The organism is Phenylobacterium sp. LjRoot225, assembly GCF_964252855.1.
GTDB lineage: Bacteria > Pseudomonadota > Alphaproteobacteria > Caulobacterales > Caulobacteraceae > Phenylobacterium.
Genome location: NZ_CAXUPL020000001.1, coordinates 142,816 through 159,085 on the forward strand (window position 1 = coordinate 142,816; position 16,270 = coordinate 159,085).

The window sequence follows — 16,270 nt, forward strand, 5'->3', positions numbered from 1 at the left end:
TCATGCTGTCTCCGAAGAAGACCAAATACCGCAAGCAGTTCAAGGGTAAGATCCACGGCGTGGCCAAGAGCGGTTTCACGCTCAACTTCGGCTCCTACGGGCTGAAGACGGTCGAGCCGGAACGGATCACCGCCCGGCAGATCGAAGCCGCGCGTCGGGCGATCACTCGCCAGATGAAGCGTCAGGGCCGGGTGTGGATCCGGATCTTCCCGGACCTTCCGGTCACCGACAAGCCGGCCGAAGTCCGGATGGGTAAGGGCAAGGGCGCGGTGGAATACTGGGCCGCGCGCGTTCACCCGGGCCGGATCATGTTCGAAATCGACGGCGTTCCGGACGATGTTGCGCGTGAAGCTCTGCGCCTCGGCGCGGCCAAGCTTCCGGTGAAGACGCGCATCGTCACCCGTATCGACGCCGCCGTTGCGGAGCACGCGTGATGAAGATTGACGAAATCCGGGGCTTTACGCCCGACCAACTGGCCGAACAGCTCGTCAGCCTGAAGAAGGAGCAGTTCAACCTGCGCTTCCAGAAGGCGACCGGCCAGGTCGAAAAGACCCACCGCGTGGACGAGGTGCGCAAGAATATCGCGCGCATCAAGACCGTGCTGCGGACCAAGCAGGCTCAGGCCTGAGGAGACTGGATAGATGCCGAAGCGAATTCTCGAAGGCGTTGTCGTCTCCGACAAGGGCGACAAGACCGTGGTGGTGAAGGTCGAGCGTACTCTGCTTCACCCGCTGCTGAAGAAGACCGTGCGCCGGTCGAAGAAGTACCACGCGCACGACGAGGCCAACGTCTACAAGACCGGCGACATCGCCCGCATCATCGAATGCGCGCCGAAGTCGAAAACCAAAACCTGGGAAGTTCTGCCTAAGGGCAGCGCCGACCAGCAGCAAGCGTAAGGGATCAGAACCTATGATCCAGATGCAAACTAATCTGGACGTCGCCGACAATTCCGGCGCGCGCCGGGTCATGTGCATCAAGGTGCTGGGCGGCGCTGGGCGCCGTTATGCCGGCGTCGGTGATCGCATTGTGGTTTCCGTCAAGGAAGCCATCCCGCGCGGCCGTGTGAAAAAGGGCGATGTCCTCCAAGCGATCGTCGTGCGCACGAGCCAAGGCATCAAGCGCAAGGACGGTTCGGTGATCCGCTTCGACAAGAACGCGGCGGTCATCGTCAACAAGCAAGGCGAGCCGATCGGCACGCGGATCTTTGGCCCGGTTCCCCGTGAACTGCGCGCGAAGAACCACATGAAGGTCATTTCGCTCGCGCCTGAGGTGCTGTGATGGCGGCGAAGATCAAGAAGGGGGACCGCGTCGTGGTCCTCACCGGCAAGGACAAGGGTCGCCAGGGCAGCGTGCTGCAGGTGTTCCCGAAAGAGTCGCGCGTCGTGGTGGAAGGCCTGAACATCGTTCAGCGTCACACCCGTCCGTCGCAGCTCGATCCGCAAGGCGGCATCAAGAACAAGGAAGCGTCGATTCACGTGTCGAACGTGGCCGTCGTCGACTCCCAAGGCAAGGCGACCCGCGTCGGCTTCCGCGTGGAAGGCGACAAGAAGGTCCGTTTCGCCAAGACGACCGGCGAGGTTATCAATGGCTGAGCAAGCTTACGAACCGCGGCTGAAGACCGAATATCGCTCGCGCATCCGCGCGGCGCTGAAGGAACAGTTCGCCTACACCAACGAAATGCAGATCCCCAAGCTGGACAAGATCGTCCTGAACATGGGGATCGGCGAAGCCGTCAGTGACTCCAAGAAGGTGCAGGCCGCCATCGCCGACCTGGCGAAGATCGCCGGGCAAAAGCCGGTGGCCACCAAGGCCCGCACCTCGATCGCCGGCTTTAAGCTGCGCGAAGGCATGACGATCGGCGCGAAGGTGACCCTTCGCAAGGATCGCATGTACGAGTTCCTCGACCGCCTGGTCACGATCGCGCTGCCGCGCGTGAAGGATTTCCGGGGTCTGAAGCCCACTTCGTTCGACGGTCGCGGCAACTACGCCATGGGTATCCGTGAGCACATCGTGTTCCCGGAAATCAACTACGACCAGATCGATCAAATGTGGGGCATGGACATCATCGTCGCCACGACTGCGAAGACCGACGACGAGGCGCGCGCGCTTCTGAAGGAATTCCAGTTCCCGTTCGTGCAAGCGTAGCGGGAAGGAAGAGACACAATGGCCAAGAAAAGCGCCGTCAACCGCAACGAGCAGGTCAAGAAGCTCGTCAAGCAATATGCCTCCAAGCGCGTCGCGCTGAAGGCGATAGCCAATGACGAGAGCCTGCCGCTCGAAGAACGTTTTGATGCCCGGCTGAAGCTTGCTGAGCTGCCGCGCAACTCGTCCAAGACCCGCATTCGCAACCGCTGCGAGGTCACCGGACGTCCGCGCGCATATTACCGCAAGCTCAAGATGAGCCGGATCTCGCTGCGCGACCTCGGGTCGGCGGGCCTGATCCCCGGCCTCGTCAAGTCGAGCTGGTAGGAGGTCCCCATGGTCAACGACCCCATCGGCGATCTGATCGCCCGCATCAAGAACGCGGCCCAACGCAGCCGCAGCAAGGTCAACACTCCGGCTTCGAAGATGCGCGCGCGCGTCCTCGATGTCCTGCTGGAGGAAGGCTACATCCGTGGCTACCACCTGGTGGAAAAGCCCGGCGCCTTCCCGGAGTTCGAGGTCGAGCTGAAGTACTTCGACGGCCAGCCGGTGATCGTCGAGATCCGCCGGGTCTCGAAGCCGGGCCGCCGCGTCTACTCGTCGATCAAGGACCTGAAGCCCGTCAAGAACGGTCTCGGGATCTCGATCCTGTCGACGCCCAAGGGCGTCATGTCCGACACGGCCGCGCGTGACGCGAACGTGGGCGGCGAAGTCCTCTGCCGGGTCTACTAAGATGTCGCGGATTGGAAAGAAGGCGGTCACGATCCCCAGCGGGGTGACGGTGACCCTCGACGGCCAGACCGTCTCGGTGAAGGGCCCCAAGGGCCAGCTCGCCTGGACCGTGGCCGAAGAGATCGAAGTGCGCCAGGAGGGCGGGGAACTGCTCCTCTCCAAGCGCGTCGAGACCACCCGGGCGCAAGCCATGTGGGGCCTCTCGCGCACTCTGGTGAACAACATGGTCGTCGGCGTCACCACCGGTTACGAGCAGTCGCTCGAACTGGTCGGCGTCGGTTACCGGGCGGCGATGAAGGGCCAGGCGCTCTCCATGCAGCTCGGCTTCAGCCATGACGTGGAGATCCCGGCGCCCGCCGGCGTGACCTTCGCCACGCCGAAGCAGACCGAGATCAAGATCTCCGGCATCGACAAGCAGCTGGTCGGTGAGACCGCCGCGCGGATCCGCCGTATTCGTCCGCCCGAGCCCTACAAGGGCAAGGGCGTGCGCTACGCCGGTGAGAAGGTCCGCCGTAAGGAAGGCAAGAAGAAGTAAGATGGCGCTCTCCTCTCGCGACTCCACCCTCCGCCGCGCCCAGCGCGTCCGCACCCGCCTGCGCAAGCTGGCGAACGGCCGCCCGCGTCTGTCGGTCTTCCGCTCGTCGAAGAACATCTACGCCCAGATCATCGACGACGAACGCGGCGTCACGCTCGCCGCCGCCTCGTCGCTGGAAGGCGGCGAAGACAAGACCAAGGGGTCCGACAAGGACGCCGCCGCTCGCGTCGGCGCCCTGGTCGCCCAACGCGCCATCGAGAAGGGCGTGAAGGACGTGGTCTTCGATCGCGGCGGCTACCTCTATCATGGCCGGGTCAAGGCCCTGGCCGACGCCGCGCGCGAAGCCGGCCTGAACTTCTAAGGAACGCACGATGGCTCGCAGGAACGAAGAGCGCGGCGATCGTCGCAATCGCGAAGAAGAACGCGACAGCGAAATCGTCGAAAAGCTGGTGCACATCAACCGCGTCGCCGCCACCGTGAAGGGCGGCCGCCGGTTCTCCTTCGCCGCTCTGATGGTCGTCGGCGACCAAAAGGGCCGCGTCGGCTTCGGTCATGGCAAGGCGCGTGAAGTGCCGGAAGCCATCCGCAAGGCGACCGAAGAAGCCAAGAAGTCGATGATCCGCGTGCCGCTGCGCGAAAGCCGCACCCTGCACCACGACGGCAACGGCCGTTGGGGCGCGGGCAAGGTGATGGTTCGCGCGGCGCCTCCCGGCACCGGCGTCATCGCCGGCGGTCCGATGCGCGCGGTTCTCGAAACCCTGGGCGTCCAGGACGTCGTCGGCAAGTCGGTCGGCTCGTCCAACCCCTACAACATGGTGCGCGCGACCTTTGAGGCGCTGAAGGCTCAGTCTTCGCCTCGCCAGGTCGCCGCCAAGCGCGGCAAGAAGGTCTCCGACGTGATCGGCCGTCGCGCCGACGGCGCGTCGTCCACGGCCGCGGCCTCCGACGCGGAAGGATAAGTGCAGATGGCTACCATCACCGTTCGTCAGACCGGCAGCCCGATCCGCCGGAAGAAGGACCAGCGCGCGACCCTCGTCGGCCTGGGCCTGAACAAGCAGGGCCGCACGGCCACGCACGACGACAACCCCTCCGTCCGTGGGATGATCGCCAAGGTCGCCCATCTGGTGGAAGTCGTCGAAGGCTAGGGCCGTCATTTCCGCCCTCTCGGGGGCGGGTTCCCGGCGCAGGCCGGGCGAGCGCGTTCCACGAAAGCGGACACCGGTTTCGCGATCAGGACACGCTCGGACTTTTGATTGGAGCCATTCCTCCGGGAATGGCTCTTGGGGGGCTTCACCCGCCGGTCACGGTAGGGTAAGCCCCCTTCGGCTTCTGGCCGGACACACAATTTCAAAGCCGAGTCGGAGCTCCGCTCCGGCGACAGATCTCCAAGGAGAGGCACATGACCAAGCTTAACGAACTCGCCCCGCGTCCCGGGTCCACCAAGGGCCGCATGCGCGTCGGCCGCGGCCCGGGCTCGGGCAAGGGCAAGACCGCCGGTCGCGGCGTGAAGGGCCAGAAGTCCCGGAGCGGCGTCGCCATCCGCGGCTTCGAAGGCGGCCAGATGCCGCTGCACATGCGCATGCCCAAGCGCGGCTTCAACAATCCCTTCGCCAAGGAGTTTGCGGAAGTGAACCTGTGGCGCATCGAGCAGGCGATCGCGGCGGGCAAGCTCGATGCGGGCCAGCCGATCGACGGCGACGTCCTGGTGAAGGCCGGCGTCGTGCGCCGCCTCAAGGACGGCGTCAAGCTGCTCGGCAAGGGCGAGCTGACCTCCAAGATCACCCTGACCGTCTATGCGGCCACGCCCGGCGCCCGCGCCGCGGTCGAGAAGGCGGGCGGCACGCTGACCACCACCAAGCCGGAAGCGGCTCCGGAAGCCTGATCTCGGCGTCGCCGACCTCGGCCCGGCCATTTCTTTTGAGATGGCCGGTCTTTCGAGGGGGCGATGAACATCGGCCCGCCGACGTTTGCTTGGGGGGCCGGCGGGCCTTATCTGATCGGGATCTCGAGTCAGGGGACATGCTGAATGGCTTCGGCCGCTGAACAGCTCGCCGCGAACATGAACTTCGGCGCCTTTGCGAAGGCGACGGAGCTTCACAAGCGCATCTGGTTCACCATCATCGCGATGGTCATCTACCGCCTGGGAACCTACATCCCGATCCCCGGCATCGATCCGGCCGCCTTCGCCCAGGCCTTCCAAGGCCAGTCCAAGGGCATCCTGGGCATGTTCAACATGTTCTCGGGCGGCGCCGTGCAGCGCATGGCGATCTTCTCGCTGAACGTGATGCCGTACATCTCGGCCTCGATCATCGTTCAGCTGCTGGGAACGGTCTATCCGCCCTGGGAAAAGCTGCGGAAGGAAGGCGGGGAGGCGGGGCGCAAGACGCTCAACCAGTACACTCGCTATCTCACCGTGGTGCTCGCCCTCTTCCAGTCCTTCGGCATCGCCATGGGCCTGCAGGCGAGCCAGGGCCTGGTCGACCAGCCCGGCCTGTTCTTCGTCGTCTCGACCGTCGTGGCCCTGACTGGCGGGACCATGTTCCTGATGTGGCTGGGCGAGCAGATCACCAGCCGCGGCGTCGGCAACGGCATCAGCCTGATCATCTTCGCCGGCATCGTGGCGGTCTTCCCGCGCTACATCGCCCAGGCCTTCTCGCTGGCCCGGACGGGGGCGATGAACGGCGGCGTGCTGCTGCTGATCGGCCTGCTGGTCGTGGCGGTGACGGTGGCCATCGTCTTCATGGAGCGCTCGCAGCGCCGCCTGCTGGTGCAGTATCCCAAGCGCCAGGTGGGCAACCGCATGTTCGGCGGCGACACCTCCTTCCTGCCGCTGAAGATCAACACCTCGGGCGTGATCCCGCCGATCTTCGCCTCCAGCCTGCTGCTGCTGCCGACGACGGTCATGGGCTTCGCGGTGAACGGCAACGGCGCCAATCTGCCGGCCTGGATGCAGTGGCTGCCCGGCCTGACGGCCCAGCTCCAGCATGGCCATCCGCTGTTCATGCTGCTCTACGGCGCCCTGATCATCTTCTTCTGCTTCTTCTACACCTCGGTCGTGTTCAATCCTGAGGACACGGCGGAGAACCTACGCAAGTATGGCGGCTTCATGCCGGGCATTCGGCCGGGCAAGCGAACCGCGGAGTATCTCGACTTCGTGCTCACCCGGCTGACGGTGATCGGCGCGGCCTACATCACCGTCGTCTGCTTGCTGCCCGAGGCGCTGATCGGCTTCTACAACGTGCCCTTCTACATGGGCGGCACGTCGGTGCTGATCGTGGTGAGCGTCACGATGGATACGGTCACCCAGATTCAGTCCTATCTGCTGCAACATCAGTACGAAGGCCTGATCAAGAAATCGAAGCTCAGAGGCATGCGCGGCCGCTGACCAGCGGCGAAGCGCCACCCCGCAACGGGGTCGGCGGGGAGGGCGAGTAGACGATGAATTTGATCCTGTTCGGACCGCCGGGGGCCGGCAAAGGCACGCAGGCCAAGCGTCTGGTGGAGCAGCGCCAAATGGTGCAGCTCTCCACCGGCGACATGCTGCGTGCGGCCATCGCCTCAGGCTCAGATCTCGGCAAGCGCGTGTCCGGGATCATGGAGCGCGGCGAGCTGGTGTCCGACGAGATCGTCGTGGCGCTGATCGAGGAGCGGCTGCCGGAGGCGGAAGCCGCGGGCGGCGCGATTTTCGACGGCTTCCCGCGCACGCTGGCTCAGGCCCAGGCGCTGGACCAGATGCTCAAGGGCCGCGGCCGGCAGATCGACCTCGTGGTCCGTCTGAAGGTCGACGACGAAGCCCTGCTGGAGCGCATCACCGGTCGCTTCGCCGAGAGCGGCCGCCCGGACGACAATCCCGACACCTTCAAGGTCCGGCTGGCGGCCTACAACCAACAGACCGCGCCGCTGCTCCCCCACTATGAAGGTCAGGGCAAGCTGGTCGAAGTCGACGGCATGGGCTCGATCGACGCGGTGGCGAAGGTGATCGACGCGGCCCTCGACGGCGTCAACGCCTGAGCGACGGGCCCGCCGCGCCCGGCCTGACGAGCCCGGCGATGGACTGCTTCCTGTGTGACGCGCCGATGCGGCCGGACGTGCTCGAGGGCACGTTCCGCTGCCCGGCCTGCGGCCTCTATCGCAGCCGCTTCCCGGTGGCGATCAACCAGGCCCAGGACGACCGGCTCGACGAGGCGCGGCGAGAGCGCGCGCTGAAGCCGCTCAGGGTCGCCAACTTCGCTCGGCTGATCGACGCCTGCGCTGCGCATCTGCCGACCGGCGCGAGCCTGCTCGACGTGGGCTGCGCGCATGGCTGGTTCCTGCAGGCCGCCGCGGCGCGGGGCTATCGGGCGACGGGCCTGGAGCCCGACGCAGAGGTGGCGGCTCGCGCCGGCGCCGACGGCGCGCCGGTGATCCAGGGCTTCTTTCCCCAGGCGCTCCCGGCAGGCGCGACCTACGACGCCATCAGCTTCAATGACGTCTTCGAGCATCTGCCGGACGCCCACGGCATGGCCGAGGCCGTGCGCGCCCGGCTCAATCCCGGCGGCGTGCTGATCCTCAACCTCCCGCTGGCCGAGGGCGCGGTCTTCCGGATCGCTCGCCTCGCCGCGCGGCTGGGGATGCGCGGGCCGCTCGGGCGGATGTGGCAGCAGGGCCTGCCGTCGCCGCACTTGGCCTACTATTCCGCAGAGACCCTGCTGCGGCTGATGCGGGCGCACGGGTTCGAGCCGCTCGCCCGCGGGCGGCTGGCGTCGATGAGCACCCGCGGGCTCTGGCCGCGAATCCGCTACGACCGCAGCGTCCCGGTTCCGAAGGCGGCGCTCCTCTACCTGGCGGCGGCGGGCCTGGCCGTGGTCAGCGCGCGGCTGCCGCCCGACATCGGCTATTTCATCCTGCGCAAGACCGAAGCCTAGGTCTCCTCAGGCGATGGCAGGCTGGGCCGCGGCGTAGGCGTCGATCGCCGCCAGATGGCCGGCGACCTCGTCGGGCGTCAGGAAGGAGCCGGTGAAGCTGTTCTTCGCCAGCACGATCAGGTCCTCGCGCGTGAGGGCCAGGGCCTGGCTCACGGCGATCCAGTTCTCCGCCAGATAGCCGCCGAAATAGGCCGGGTCGTCGGCGTTGACGGTGGCCTTTAGCCCCAGCTGCAGCATCCGCTTCAGCGGATGGCCGGCCAGGTCGGACACCACGCAGAGCTTCAGGTTGGAAAGAGGGCAGACGGTGAGCGTCAGCTTTTCCCGCACCAGCCGCTGGACCAGGGCGTCGTCCTCCAGAGCGCGGTTGCCGTGGTCGATCCGGTCGACGTGCAGCAGGTCCAGCGCCTCCCAGACATAGGCCGGGGGGCCCTCCTCGCCGGCGTGGGCGACGAGCTTGAGGCCGCGCTCGCGGGCGGCGCGGAACACCTGGGCGAACTTCGCCGGGGGATGGCCGACCTCCGAGGAATCCAGGCCGACGCCGACGATCCGGTCGAGCCAGGGCTCGGCCTCCCGCAGGGTGGCGAAGGCCGCGTCCTCGTCGAGGTGGCGCAGGAAGCAGAGGATCAGCTTGGAGCTGACGCCCAGCTGACGCTGCGCCTGCGCCATGCCGGCCAGCAGGCCTTCGGCGACGACGCCGAATGGAACGCCCCGCGCGGTGTGGGTCTGGGGGTCGAAGAACAGCTCGACGTGGCGCGCGCCGTCGGCGGCGACGCGATGGAAGTAGGCCAGCGCCAGGTCGCGGAAGTCCGCCTCCGTCCGCAGCACGTCGGCGCCCTGGTAGTAGATGTCCAGGAAGTCCTGGAGGTTGGCGAAGTCATAGGCCGCGCGCAGGGCCTCGACCGAGGCGAAGGGCAGGGCGATCGCGTTGCGCTTGGCGAACTCGAACATCTGCTCGGGCTCGAGACTGCCTTCGATGTGCAGATGCAGCTCCGCCTTGGGCAGGCCGCGGATGAAGTCGGGGAGGGAGACCATGGGCCTGGAGTGTCTGTCCCGCCACGCCCGCGTCAAGCGGTGAAGCCGACGGGCCTGTTCTAGCCGACGATCACTCCGAGAACTCGAACATGAGCCCCTGGTTGAGCTCCGCCGGCACGGCGAAGGCGCCTGGCGAGTCGCCGGGGACGAGGTCGACGCCCTCCGCGATAAAGTGACGCCTCGCTCGTTCGATGTCGCAGACGGCGAACACCGTCGAGCGGATGCCTTCGCCGTATCTGCGGAGGTGCCGCTCGATCACCCCGTCCCCGACCGGCGTGACGAGTTCGATGACCGCGTCGGCCGCCTGCAGGCCGACGGCGCGCGCCGAAACTGCGGGGCGGGGGGCTTCGTACGCCGCCTCCGCGCCCAGGAAGCTTTGCAGGAAGGCGCTGGCGGCGGCGATATCCTCGACCGCGATCGTGTAGCCCTTGAGGCCGGTCAGGCCGAGCGGGTGCTCGTCGCGCCAGAACGCCGGCGGCTTCATCGGTCCGTCCAGCAGCGGCCAGTCGCGTTCGTGAAAGTCGCCGCTGTAGAATTCGAAGGCGACGCCGAAACAGTCGGCGGGATGGGTGTGCACGGCTGCGCCGATGTCCCGGATCAGCCGGACCCCATGTGCGGCGACGACCTCCCGGACCTCGTCCACGTCCGCCTGGTATTCGACGCCGAGATAGTGGGGTCCGTAGCGCGCGTTCAGCAGAAAGGCGTGCGGCGCGAACAGCTCGATGATCACCCGCCCGACGTGGATGAGGCAGGCGTTCCACTCGCGCTGTGGCAGGTCGACCACGAGCTCGGCCCCGTACAGCCGGCGGAAGTGGGCGACGCTCTCGTCAAGGTTCTCGATCACCGCGTTCATGTGGTTGACGCGCGTGGCGCGGATGGATTTCGACATGTCGGCGTCCGTAGCCATCTGGCGTCGCGGCCTGGGTTCGCCCCAGGCTGGGCACTTCCGCGGCGCCGATCAATTGGGCTCGGCCGCCGCCAACCAATCCGAATCGCCCCGGAGGGCGAGTGGCCGCACCCGAGCGGCCTTGATTGCGCCCGATCCCTCCGTCATGCTTTTCTTAACCGCCCGGGTGGATGCTCGGGCGCGGTGGGGCGTTGACGGACGCGCGCAAGGGCTGACCCTTGCCTCGCGCGGGTCGCATCCATATTTGCGCGTTTACGCATTGACGGGCGCGCTTCCATCCCTATAACGGGGCGCTTCCGCGAAAGAGCGCGAAGGACGCGCCGGCCTGGCCTTCGGGTCGTGGGGCTGGGGCGCTGTTCGCGCTTTTCTTGCGTGACCAGGAGAGATTTCCACGTGGCCCGTATCGCTGGCGTAAATATTCCTACCAACAAGCGCGTCGTCATCGCGCTGCAGTACATCCATGGCATCGGCCCAGCGAAGGCGCGGCAGATCGTCAGCAAGGTCGGCATCGAAGACGCTCGTCGCGTCAATCAGCTGACCGACCAGGAAGTGCTGCAGATCCGCGAGGCGATCGACCGCGACTTCACGGTCGAGGGCGACCTGCGCCGTGAAACCGCCGTCAACATCAAGCGGCTGATGGACCTGGCCTGCTATCGCGGCCTGCGTCACCGTAAGGGCCTGCCGGTTCGCGGTCAGCGCACCCACACCAACGCCCGGACCCGCAAGGGTCCGGCCAAGCCGATCGCCGGCAAGAAGAAGTAAGAGAGCTGATCTCCGATGGCTAAGGAACCGGCGCGCGTCAAACGCCGCGAGCGTAAGAACATCACCTCGGGCGTGGCGCATGTGAACGCCTCGTTCAACAACACCATGATCACCATCACGGATGCCCAGGGAAACACCATCTCCTGGTCGTCTGCGGGCATGATGGGCTTCAAGGGTTCGCGTAAGTCGACCCCTTACGCCGCCCAGATGGCCGCCGAGGATGCGGGCCGCAAGGCTGCTGAGCATGGCGTGAAGACCCTGGAAGTGAACGTCTCCGGCCCGGGTTCGGGACGTGAATCGGCGCTTCGGGCTCTCCAGGCCGTCGGCATGACGATCACCACCATTCGCGACGTGACCCCCATCCCGCACAACGGCTGCCGGCCGCCCAAGCGCCGGCGCGTCTAGTCGTTAAGTACTGCAATTTCGAAGGCGCCGGACCGCGGATGCGGCCGGCGATCCTGCGTTTCGAGGGACACCATCCGTGATCGAAAGAAACTGGAACGAGCTCATCCGTCCCGAGAAGCCGATGATCGAGACCGGCGCCGACGCCAGCCGCAAGGCGCGTCTGGTGGCCGAGCCGCTCGAGCGCGGCTTCGGCGTGACGCTGGGCAACAGCCTGCGCCGCGTTCTCCTATCCTCGCTGCAGGGCGCCGCGGTGACCGCCGTTCAGATCGACGGCGTGGTGCACGAGTTCTCGTCGATGGAAGGCGTGCGTGAGGACGTCGTCGACATCGTCTTGAACATCAAGCAGCTCGCCGTGCGCATGCATTCGGAAGGCCCGAAGCGGATGACGCTGCGGGCGACCGGTCCCGGCCCGGTGACCGCCGGCCAGATCGAGGCTCCGGCCGACATCGAAATCCTGAACGGCGACCATGTGCTCTGCACCCTCGACGAGGGCGCCCAGGTGCGCATGGAGTTCACCGTGCAGACCGGCAAGGGCTATGTTCCGGCCGAAATGAACCGGCCGGAAGACGCGCCGATCGGCCTGATCGCCGTCGACGCCCTCTATTCCCCGGTCAAGCGCGTCGCCTATCGCGTCGAGCCCACCCGCCAGGGCCAGAGCCTCGACTACGACAAGCTGATCATGGAAGTCGAGACCAATGGCGCGGTCTCGCCGGTGGACGCCGTGGCCTACGCCGCGCGCATCCTCCAGGACCAGCTGCAGATCTTCATCACCTTCGAAGAGCCGAAGAAGAAGGTCGAAGGCGAGGCCAAGCCGGAGCTGCCGTTCAACCCGGCGCTGCTCAAGAAGGTCGACGAGCTCGAACTCTCCGTCCGTTCGGCCAACTGCTTGAAGAACGACAACATCGTCTACATCGGCGACCTGATCCAGAAGACCGAAGCCGAGATGCTGCGCACCCCGAACTTCGGGCGCAAGTCGCTCAACGAGATCAAGGAAGTGCTCGCCGGCATGGGTCTGCACCTCGGCATGGATGTGCCGAACTGGCCGCCGGAGAACATCGAAGAGCTGGCCAAGAAGTTCGAAGACCAGATGTAAGACTGCCCCAAAATCTGCTCGGCAGATTTTGGATTTAGGAATTGCGCCACTTCGGACCGTTTCGGCGGTCTGGGCCCGGTGAAGCCGCAACAGCGGTGGAGGGCCCCGGCGCTTCGCAACGACCCAGGCGGGAGCAGGCTGGGACTTGATTAGGTAGGACGCCTTCCCCTGAGATCGGGAGCGTCCAGCGGGCCAGGTGGCCCAGGAGATTGGATATGCGTCACGGCAAAGCCCACCGGAAACTGGGCCGGACCACCAGCCACCGCACGGCCATGTTCGCCAACATGTCGGCGAGCCTGATCAAGCACGAGCAGATCGTGACCACGCTTCCGAAGGCCAAGGAGCTCCGGCCCTTCGTCGAGAAGCTGGTGACCCTGGCCAAGCGCGGCGATCTGCATGCGCGCCGCCAGGCGATCAGCCAGGTCCGCGACGTGGCGCAGGTCGGCAAGCTGTTTGCGGTTCTGGGTCCGCGCTACGCCGGTCGCAGCGGCGGCTACATCCGCGTGCTGAAGGCCGGCTACCGTCACGGCGACAACGCCGCGATGGCGGTGATCGAGTTCGTCGACCGCGACCCGTCGGAAAAGGGCAAGGACTCCGGTCCGGTGCTCGAGACCGCCTTCGGCGAAGACTAGGCTCCAGCTGTCCAGCTGAAATCCGAAAGCCCCGGACGGCGACGTCCGGGGTTTTTGCATTTCGAATTCGGCTGCGAGTGGAGGCGGATCGCGAACAGCTTGGCACATGTCGGCCCCGCCGCCGTTCGACGAATCGGACGCCGACCGCTCAGGCCGCGGTCAGCGGCAGTTTCGGCAGCGGCAGCGCCCGGCCGCCCACCGGCGCGTCGAGGAAACCGCTGACCGCCGGCCCTGAGACGATCTGCAGGTCGAGCTGGGCGGCCCATTCCAGTTCCGCCCGGGTGCGGACGTTCGCCAGCACCTGGCGCACCCCGCGGCGCTGATAGGCCTCGCGCCGGCCGGCGAAGGCGCGCATGGCGGCGTGGCGCGCCGTCGCGTCGTGCTCCCTCAGGCAGAAGACGACGCAGTTGACGCTTCGCGCGGCGAGCTGCTCGACCTCGAACCGCGGATCCGTGGTGATCAGGTTGAGGCTGCAGAAGTGCGGGTCGAGCAGCGGGCGGAGCGGCGCCACGCCGTTCGCCAGCTGGCGGGGGAGGCGATAGAGGCTGGCGTTCAGCTCGCCCCGCCGCGCCTTGGGCAGGAGGGCGAGCATCGCGGCGAACCGCGCCGCATGGTCCGGCCGGGTGATGTGCGAGAAGGAGACGGGCACGCCGAGCGGCAGGCCGCCGGCCTTCTGCGCCAGCACCTGGCTGATCCCGCGGAAACAGGCTTCGTCGAAGGCGAGGTCGTCCTGCGGCATGAGGTATTCGTCCTCGACGACGCACGCGTAGCCGGCTTGGCCGATCGTCGAGACCGCCAGCATGTCGGCGACGAAGACCTGTCGCGACAAGAGGTAGGTTCCGAGGAGACCTGCCACGAGCGGCGAGCGGGCTAGGGTCGGCGGCGGGGCGGGCTGGGCTACAGCTTGCGAGGCCGCCGCCGCCACGCGCGGGCCGTCCTTTGGCGATGGCGCGTTGAGGTGCTCCACCGGGGTGTGTTCGCCAGGGCGGATGCGCAGCAGCCGGCCGCCGAGCGGCAGTTTGCCTGGCGCGGCCAGCAGGGCGGCGATCTCCTCATGCTTCATCTTGCCGAAGGCTATGACCGAGTCCGTCGAGCCCTCGAACAGCAGCAGCGAGACCTCGCCCTCGCCGCCGCTGCCGAACAGATGGTTCTGAAGCTCGTCGGCGAGCCGGCGGAGCTCGGCGATCTCGAGCTCGGCGACCCGCGGGTCCACCAGGACGAAGGCCAGGTCGGTCAGCGGCGTGAACCGCCGCGGCCAGAGCCAGCGGGTCTCGAGATAGGCCTCCGTGACCTTCTGGACCGATCCGCGGATCGGCTCGTGCGCTTCAGCCCAGTTGTGCGGCAGCTCGATGCGGAGACAGGCGAAGGAGGACATGGCGCAAAGCTCAGTTCAGACGTTCAGAGGACGGCCGTTTGCGTGAAGGAAGGGTTCACTGCGTCCAGCGCGGACTTGGCAGCCTTGCCACATCGGCCACTCGTCACATTCGATGTAACAGGTTAAGCGGGGGCCATCGTTCCAGGGAGCCCGCCCGATGCGTCCGCTACTTCCGTTCCTCCTGGCTTTGGCGATCTCGGCCGGCCCGTCGATCGCCGGCGCCGTCCCCGCCGCGGCCGAGGCGCAAGCCGGCTACGCCCGTGTGGTCATGCATCCGGACACCGCCTTCCTGACGCCGCAGGAGCGCAAGGTGGTGAACCTGCTGATCCAGGCGGCGGACGCGATGAGCGCCATCTACGACAAGCAGGCGGCGGGGCAGGGGCCCGGCCACGGCTTCTATCCGGCCGACCTGACCAAGGCCGAGCTCGACGCCTATATCGCCGCCCATCCGGCGGAGCGTGCGGCCCTGCTGGACGGCTACACGGTCGTTGAGCGCAAGGGCGATCGCCTGGTCACCACGCCCTACTCCGTGGCCTACAAGCCCGAGCTGACGCGTGCGGCCGCCCTGCTCGACGAGGCCGCCAAGGCGACGCGCAACGCCAGCCTCAAGCGTTTCCTGACGCTCCGGGCCCAGGCCTTCCGCAGCAACGACTACTACGCCTCCGAGATGGCCTGGATGGACGTCGCCGGCACGCCGATCGAGGTGGCGATCGGCCCCTACGAGACCTACACCGACGAGCTCTACGGCCAGAAGACCGCCTTCGAGGCCTTCGTCACCGTCAAGGATCCGAAGGAGAGCGCCAGGCTGGCGGTCTTCAAAGGCTATCTGCGCGACATGGAAGCCAACCTGCCGGTCGACGACCGCTACAAGAACTTCAAGCGCGGGGCCGCCTCGCCGATCGCCGTGGCTGATCAGGTGCGCGGCGGCGGCGACAACCTGCATGGGCCGCAGACCATCGCCTTCAACCTGCCCAACGACGAGCGGGTGCGCGAGGCCAAGGGCGCCAAGAAGGTGATCCTCGCCAATGTCCTGGGCGCCAAGTACCAGCAGATCCTGCAGCCGATCGCCGCCCGCGCCCTGGTCGCCGACCAGGTCCCGCTCGTGACGCGCCAGTACATGATCTACGAGACCCTGTTCCACGAGCTGTCGCACAGCCTGGGCCCGGGCTCGATCACGCTGAACGGCCGCGCGACCACCGTGCAGGCGGAGCTGAAGGACATCCACGGCACGGCCGAAGAGGCCAAGGCCGACGTCATGGGCGCCTACAACGTTCTCTTCATGATGCAGAAGGGCCAGATCCCGGCGGCCGAGCGGCCGCAGATCCTGGTCACCTATTTCGCCGGCCTGCTGCGCGCCGCGCGCTGGGGCGAGGGCGACGCGCACGGCCGGGGCGCGGCCCTGCAATACGGCTATCTGAAGAGCAAGGGCGCCTTCAGCTGGGACGCCGGCCAGAAGCGCTTCCGGGTGGACGAGGCGGCCATGGCCGTGGGCATCCGCGACCTCACGGCCGAGATCGTCCGGCTGCAGGGCGACGGCGACTACGCCGGAATGGTCGCCTTGTTCGACAGATACGCCCATCTGGACGACAACGCCCGGGCCGTAAACGCCACTCTGGGCGACATCCCCGTCGACATCGCGCCGGTCTATCCGGACAAGGTGTGAGCGGCGGAGCCGAGTCCCGGTCAGGCGCGCGCTTTTCAGCCACTTCCTCGGTCATCCCGCTCTTCGCTTCGCGAAACCGGGATGACAC

General features: G+C 66.8%; 24 protein-coding genes. 21 read left to right on the plus strand and 3 right to left on the minus strand.

Annotated features, from left to right (window positions below; translation table 11 throughout):
* The first annotated feature begins 2 nt into the window (after positions 1–2).
* The 16 genes from rplP (at position 3) to ACSQ2B_RS00765 (ending at position 8,313) form a co-directional block, all read left to right on the plus strand.
* Positions 3–434, plus strand: a complete 432-nt coding sequence (gene rplP, locus ACSQ2B_RS00690; RefSeq protein WP_436046514.1) for a 50S ribosomal protein L16 — start codon at positions 3–5, stop codon at positions 432–434.
* Positions 434–628, plus strand: coding sequence for a 50S ribosomal protein L29 (gene rpmC / locus ACSQ2B_RS00695; RefSeq protein WP_436046515.1), 195 nt, complete (start codon positions 434–436; stop codon positions 626–628). Before rplP ends, rpmC begins: the two co-directional genes overlap by 1 nt.
* A 13-nt stretch (positions 629–641) precedes the next feature.
* Positions 642–896, plus strand: coding sequence for a 30S ribosomal protein S17 (gene rpsQ, locus ACSQ2B_RS00700; RefSeq protein ID WP_436046516.1), 255 nt, complete (start codon positions 642–644; stop codon positions 894–896).
* A gap of 13 nt (positions 897–909) precedes the next feature.
* Entirely contained in the window at positions 910–1,278 is a 369-nt protein-coding gene (rplN, locus tag ACSQ2B_RS00705; protein WP_436046517.1) for a 50S ribosomal protein L14, read from the plus strand.
* Positions 1,278–1,592: a 50S ribosomal protein L24 gene (rplX, locus tag ACSQ2B_RS00710; protein ID WP_436046518.1), complete on the plus strand. Its 315-nt coding sequence runs from the start codon at positions 1,278–1,280 to the stop codon at positions 1,590–1,592. Before rplN ends, rplX begins: the two co-directional genes overlap by 1 nt.
* Positions 1,585–2,145 (plus strand): 50S ribosomal protein L5, encoded by a 561-nt coding sequence (rplE, locus tag ACSQ2B_RS00715; protein WP_436046519.1) that lies wholly within the window; start codon positions 1,585–1,587, stop codon positions 2,143–2,145. Before rplX ends, rplE begins: the two co-directional genes overlap by 8 nt.
* A gap of 18 nt (positions 2,146–2,163) precedes the next feature.
* Positions 2,164–2,469: a 30S ribosomal protein S14 gene (gene rpsN / locus ACSQ2B_RS00720; RefSeq protein WP_436046520.1), complete on the plus strand. Its 306-nt coding sequence runs from the start codon at positions 2,164–2,166 to the stop codon at positions 2,467–2,469.
* 9 nt (positions 2,470–2,478) lie between these two features.
* Positions 2,479–2,874, plus strand: coding sequence for a 30S ribosomal protein S8 (rpsH, locus tag ACSQ2B_RS00725; protein ID WP_436046521.1), 396 nt, complete (start codon positions 2,479–2,481; stop codon positions 2,872–2,874).
* A gap of 1 nt (position 2,875) precedes the next feature.
* Positions 2,876–3,409 carry a 50S ribosomal protein L6 gene (rplF, locus tag ACSQ2B_RS00730; RefSeq protein WP_436046522.1) on the plus strand — a complete coding sequence of 178 codons (534 nt, stop codon included), beginning with the start codon at positions 2,876–2,878 and terminating at the stop codon, positions 3,407–3,409.
* 1 nt (position 3,410) lies between these two features.
* The gene (gene rplR / locus ACSQ2B_RS00735) at positions 3,411–3,770 is read left to right on the plus strand and encodes a 50S ribosomal protein L18 (protein ID WP_436046523.1); all 360 of its coding nucleotides are present in this window, start codon (positions 3,411–3,413) and stop codon (positions 3,768–3,770) included.
* Between the two features lie 10 nt (positions 3,771–3,780).
* A complete protein-coding gene (rpsE, locus tag ACSQ2B_RS00740; protein ID WP_436046524.1) occupies positions 3,781–4,368 on the plus strand; it encodes a 30S ribosomal protein S5 in 588 nt (195 codons plus the stop codon).
* A gap of 6 nt (positions 4,369–4,374) precedes the next feature.
* Positions 4,375–4,554 carry a 50S ribosomal protein L30 gene (gene rpmD / locus ACSQ2B_RS00745; RefSeq protein WP_436046525.1) on the plus strand — a complete coding sequence of 60 codons (180 nt, stop codon included), beginning with the start codon at positions 4,375–4,377 and terminating at the stop codon, positions 4,552–4,554.
* 254 nt (positions 4,555–4,808) lie between these two features.
* Complete coding sequence (rplO, locus tag ACSQ2B_RS00750; RefSeq protein ID WP_436046526.1) at positions 4,809–5,291, plus strand: 50S ribosomal protein L15; 483 nt, start codon at positions 4,809–4,811, stop codon at positions 5,289–5,291.
* A gap of 144 nt (positions 5,292–5,435) precedes the next feature.
* Positions 5,436–6,794, plus strand: a complete 1,359-nt coding sequence (secY, locus tag ACSQ2B_RS00755) for a preprotein translocase subunit SecY (RefSeq protein ID WP_436046527.1) — start codon at positions 5,436–5,438, stop codon at positions 6,792–6,794.
* A gap of 53 nt (positions 6,795–6,847) precedes the next feature.
* Positions 6,848–7,420 (plus strand): adenylate kinase, encoded by a 573-nt coding sequence (locus ACSQ2B_RS00760; protein ID WP_436046528.1) that lies wholly within the window; start codon positions 6,848–6,850, stop codon positions 7,418–7,420.
* A gap of 38 nt (positions 7,421–7,458) precedes the next feature.
* Positions 7,459–8,313 (plus strand): class I SAM-dependent methyltransferase, encoded by an 855-nt coding sequence (locus tag ACSQ2B_RS00765; protein WP_436046529.1) that lies wholly within the window; start codon positions 7,459–7,461, stop codon positions 8,311–8,313.
* A gap of 6 nt (positions 8,314–8,319) precedes the next feature.
* Here ACSQ2B_RS00765 and ACSQ2B_RS00770 read toward each other — a convergent pair whose 3' ends face one another.
* Both ACSQ2B_RS00770 and ACSQ2B_RS00775 read right to left on the minus strand, forming a co-directional pair.
* Positions 8,320–9,345, minus strand: a complete 1,026-nt coding sequence (locus tag ACSQ2B_RS00770; protein WP_436046530.1) for an adenosine deaminase — start codon at positions 9,343–9,345, stop codon at positions 8,320–8,322.
* Positions 9,346–9,415: 70 nt separating this feature from the next.
* Positions 9,416–10,252: a VOC family protein gene (locus ACSQ2B_RS00775; protein WP_436046531.1), complete on the minus strand. Its 837-nt coding sequence runs from the start codon at positions 10,250–10,252 to the stop codon at positions 9,416–9,418.
* Between the two features lie 393 nt (positions 10,253–10,645).
* On the opposite strand from ACSQ2B_RS00775, the gene rpsM reads away from it, so the two are divergent.
* The 4 genes from rpsM (at position 10,646) to rplQ (ending at position 13,144) form a co-directional block, all read left to right on the plus strand.
* Positions 10,646–11,014, plus strand: a complete 369-nt coding sequence (gene rpsM, locus ACSQ2B_RS00780) for a 30S ribosomal protein S13 (protein WP_436046532.1) — start codon at positions 10,646–10,648, stop codon at positions 11,012–11,014.
* 15 nt (positions 11,015–11,029) lie between these two features.
* Positions 11,030–11,419: a 30S ribosomal protein S11 gene (gene rpsK, locus ACSQ2B_RS00785; RefSeq protein WP_056018114.1), complete on the plus strand. Its 390-nt coding sequence runs from the start codon at positions 11,030–11,032 to the stop codon at positions 11,417–11,419.
* A 76-nt stretch (positions 11,420–11,495) separates the two neighbouring features.
* Entirely contained in the window at positions 11,496–12,512 is a 1,017-nt protein-coding gene (locus tag ACSQ2B_RS00790) for a DNA-directed RNA polymerase subunit alpha (RefSeq protein ID WP_436046533.1), read from the plus strand.
* Between the two features lie 215 nt (positions 12,513–12,727).
* Entirely contained in the window at positions 12,728–13,144 is a 417-nt protein-coding gene (rplQ, locus tag ACSQ2B_RS00795) for a 50S ribosomal protein L17 (RefSeq protein WP_436046534.1), read from the plus strand.
* 148 nt (positions 13,145–13,292) lie between these two features.
* On the opposite strand, the gene ACSQ2B_RS00800 is transcribed toward rplQ, so the two are convergent.
* Positions 13,293–14,519 carry a hypothetical protein gene (locus ACSQ2B_RS00800; protein WP_436046535.1) on the minus strand — a complete coding sequence of 409 codons (1,227 nt, stop codon included), beginning with the start codon at positions 14,517–14,519 and terminating at the stop codon, positions 13,293–13,295.
* 157 nt (positions 14,520–14,676) lie between these two features.
* On the opposite strand from ACSQ2B_RS00800, the gene ACSQ2B_RS00805 reads away from it, so the two are divergent.
* Positions 14,677–16,182, plus strand: a complete 1,506-nt coding sequence (locus ACSQ2B_RS00805; RefSeq protein ID WP_436046536.1) for a dipeptidyl-peptidase 3 family protein — start codon at positions 14,677–14,679, stop codon at positions 16,180–16,182.
* Positions 16,183–16,270: the final 88 nt, after the last annotated feature.

What these genes read in the sequence shown, in the direction of transcription:
- rplP (WP_436046514.1), top strand. Translation starts at nt 3, where the DNA reads ATGCTGTCTCCGAAGAAGACCAAATACCGCAAGCAGTTCAAGGGTAAG.
- rpmC (WP_436046515.1), top strand. Translation starts at nt 434, where the DNA reads ATGAAGATTGACGAAATCCGGGGCTTTACGCCCGACCAACTGGCCGAA.
- rpsQ (WP_436046516.1), top strand. Translation starts at nt 642, where the DNA reads ATGCCGAAGCGAATTCTCGAAGGCGTTGTCGTCTCCGACAAGGGCGAC.
- rplN (WP_436046517.1), top strand. Translation starts at nt 910, where the DNA reads ATGATCCAGATGCAAACTAATCTGGACGTCGCCGACAATTCCGGCGCG.
- rplX (WP_436046518.1), top strand. Translation starts at nt 1,278, where the DNA reads ATGGCGGCGAAGATCAAGAAGGGGGACCGCGTCGTGGTCCTCACCGGC.
- rplE (WP_436046519.1), top strand. Translation starts at nt 1,585, where the DNA reads ATGGCTGAGCAAGCTTACGAACCGCGGCTGAAGACCGAATATCGCTCG.
- rpsN (WP_436046520.1), top strand. Translation starts at nt 2,164, where the DNA reads ATGGCCAAGAAAAGCGCCGTCAACCGCAACGAGCAGGTCAAGAAGCTC.
- rpsH (WP_436046521.1), top strand. Translation starts at nt 2,479, where the DNA reads ATGGTCAACGACCCCATCGGCGATCTGATCGCCCGCATCAAGAACGCG.
- rplF (WP_436046522.1), top strand. Translation starts at nt 2,876, where the DNA reads ATGTCGCGGATTGGAAAGAAGGCGGTCACGATCCCCAGCGGGGTGACG.
- rplR (WP_436046523.1), top strand. Translation starts at nt 3,411, where the DNA reads ATGGCGCTCTCCTCTCGCGACTCCACCCTCCGCCGCGCCCAGCGCGTC.
- rpsE (WP_436046524.1), top strand. Translation starts at nt 3,781, where the DNA reads ATGGCTCGCAGGAACGAAGAGCGCGGCGATCGTCGCAATCGCGAAGAA.
- rpmD (WP_436046525.1), top strand. Translation starts at nt 4,375, where the DNA reads ATGGCTACCATCACCGTTCGTCAGACCGGCAGCCCGATCCGCCGGAAG.
- rplO (WP_436046526.1), top strand. Translation starts at nt 4,809, where the DNA reads ATGACCAAGCTTAACGAACTCGCCCCGCGTCCCGGGTCCACCAAGGGC.
- secY (WP_436046527.1), top strand. Translation starts at nt 5,436, where the DNA reads ATGGCTTCGGCCGCTGAACAGCTCGCCGCGAACATGAACTTCGGCGCC.
- ACSQ2B_RS00760 (WP_436046528.1), top strand. Translation starts at nt 6,848, where the DNA reads ATGAATTTGATCCTGTTCGGACCGCCGGGGGCCGGCAAAGGCACGCAG.
- ACSQ2B_RS00765 (WP_436046529.1), top strand. Translation starts at nt 7,459, where the DNA reads ATGGACTGCTTCCTGTGTGACGCGCCGATGCGGCCGGACGTGCTCGAG.
- ACSQ2B_RS00770 (WP_436046530.1), bottom strand. Translation starts at nt 9,345, where the DNA reads ATGGTCTCCCTCCCCGACTTCATCCGCGGCCTGCCCAAGGCGGAGCTG.
- ACSQ2B_RS00775 (WP_436046531.1), bottom strand. Translation starts at nt 10,252, where the DNA reads ATGGCTACGGACGCCGACATGTCGAAATCCATCCGCGCCACGCGCGTC.
- rpsK (WP_056018114.1), top strand. Translation starts at nt 11,030, where the DNA reads ATGGCTAAGGAACCGGCGCGCGTCAAACGCCGCGAGCGTAAGAACATC.
- rplQ (WP_436046534.1), top strand. Translation starts at nt 12,728, where the DNA reads ATGCGTCACGGCAAAGCCCACCGGAAACTGGGCCGGACCACCAGCCAC.
- ACSQ2B_RS00800 (WP_436046535.1), bottom strand. Translation starts at nt 14,519, where the DNA reads ATGTCCTCCTTCGCCTGTCTCCGCATCGAGCTGCCGCACAACTGGGCT.
- ACSQ2B_RS00805 (WP_436046536.1), top strand. Translation starts at nt 14,677, where the DNA reads ATGCGTCCGCTACTTCCGTTCCTCCTGGCTTTGGCGATCTCGGCCGGC.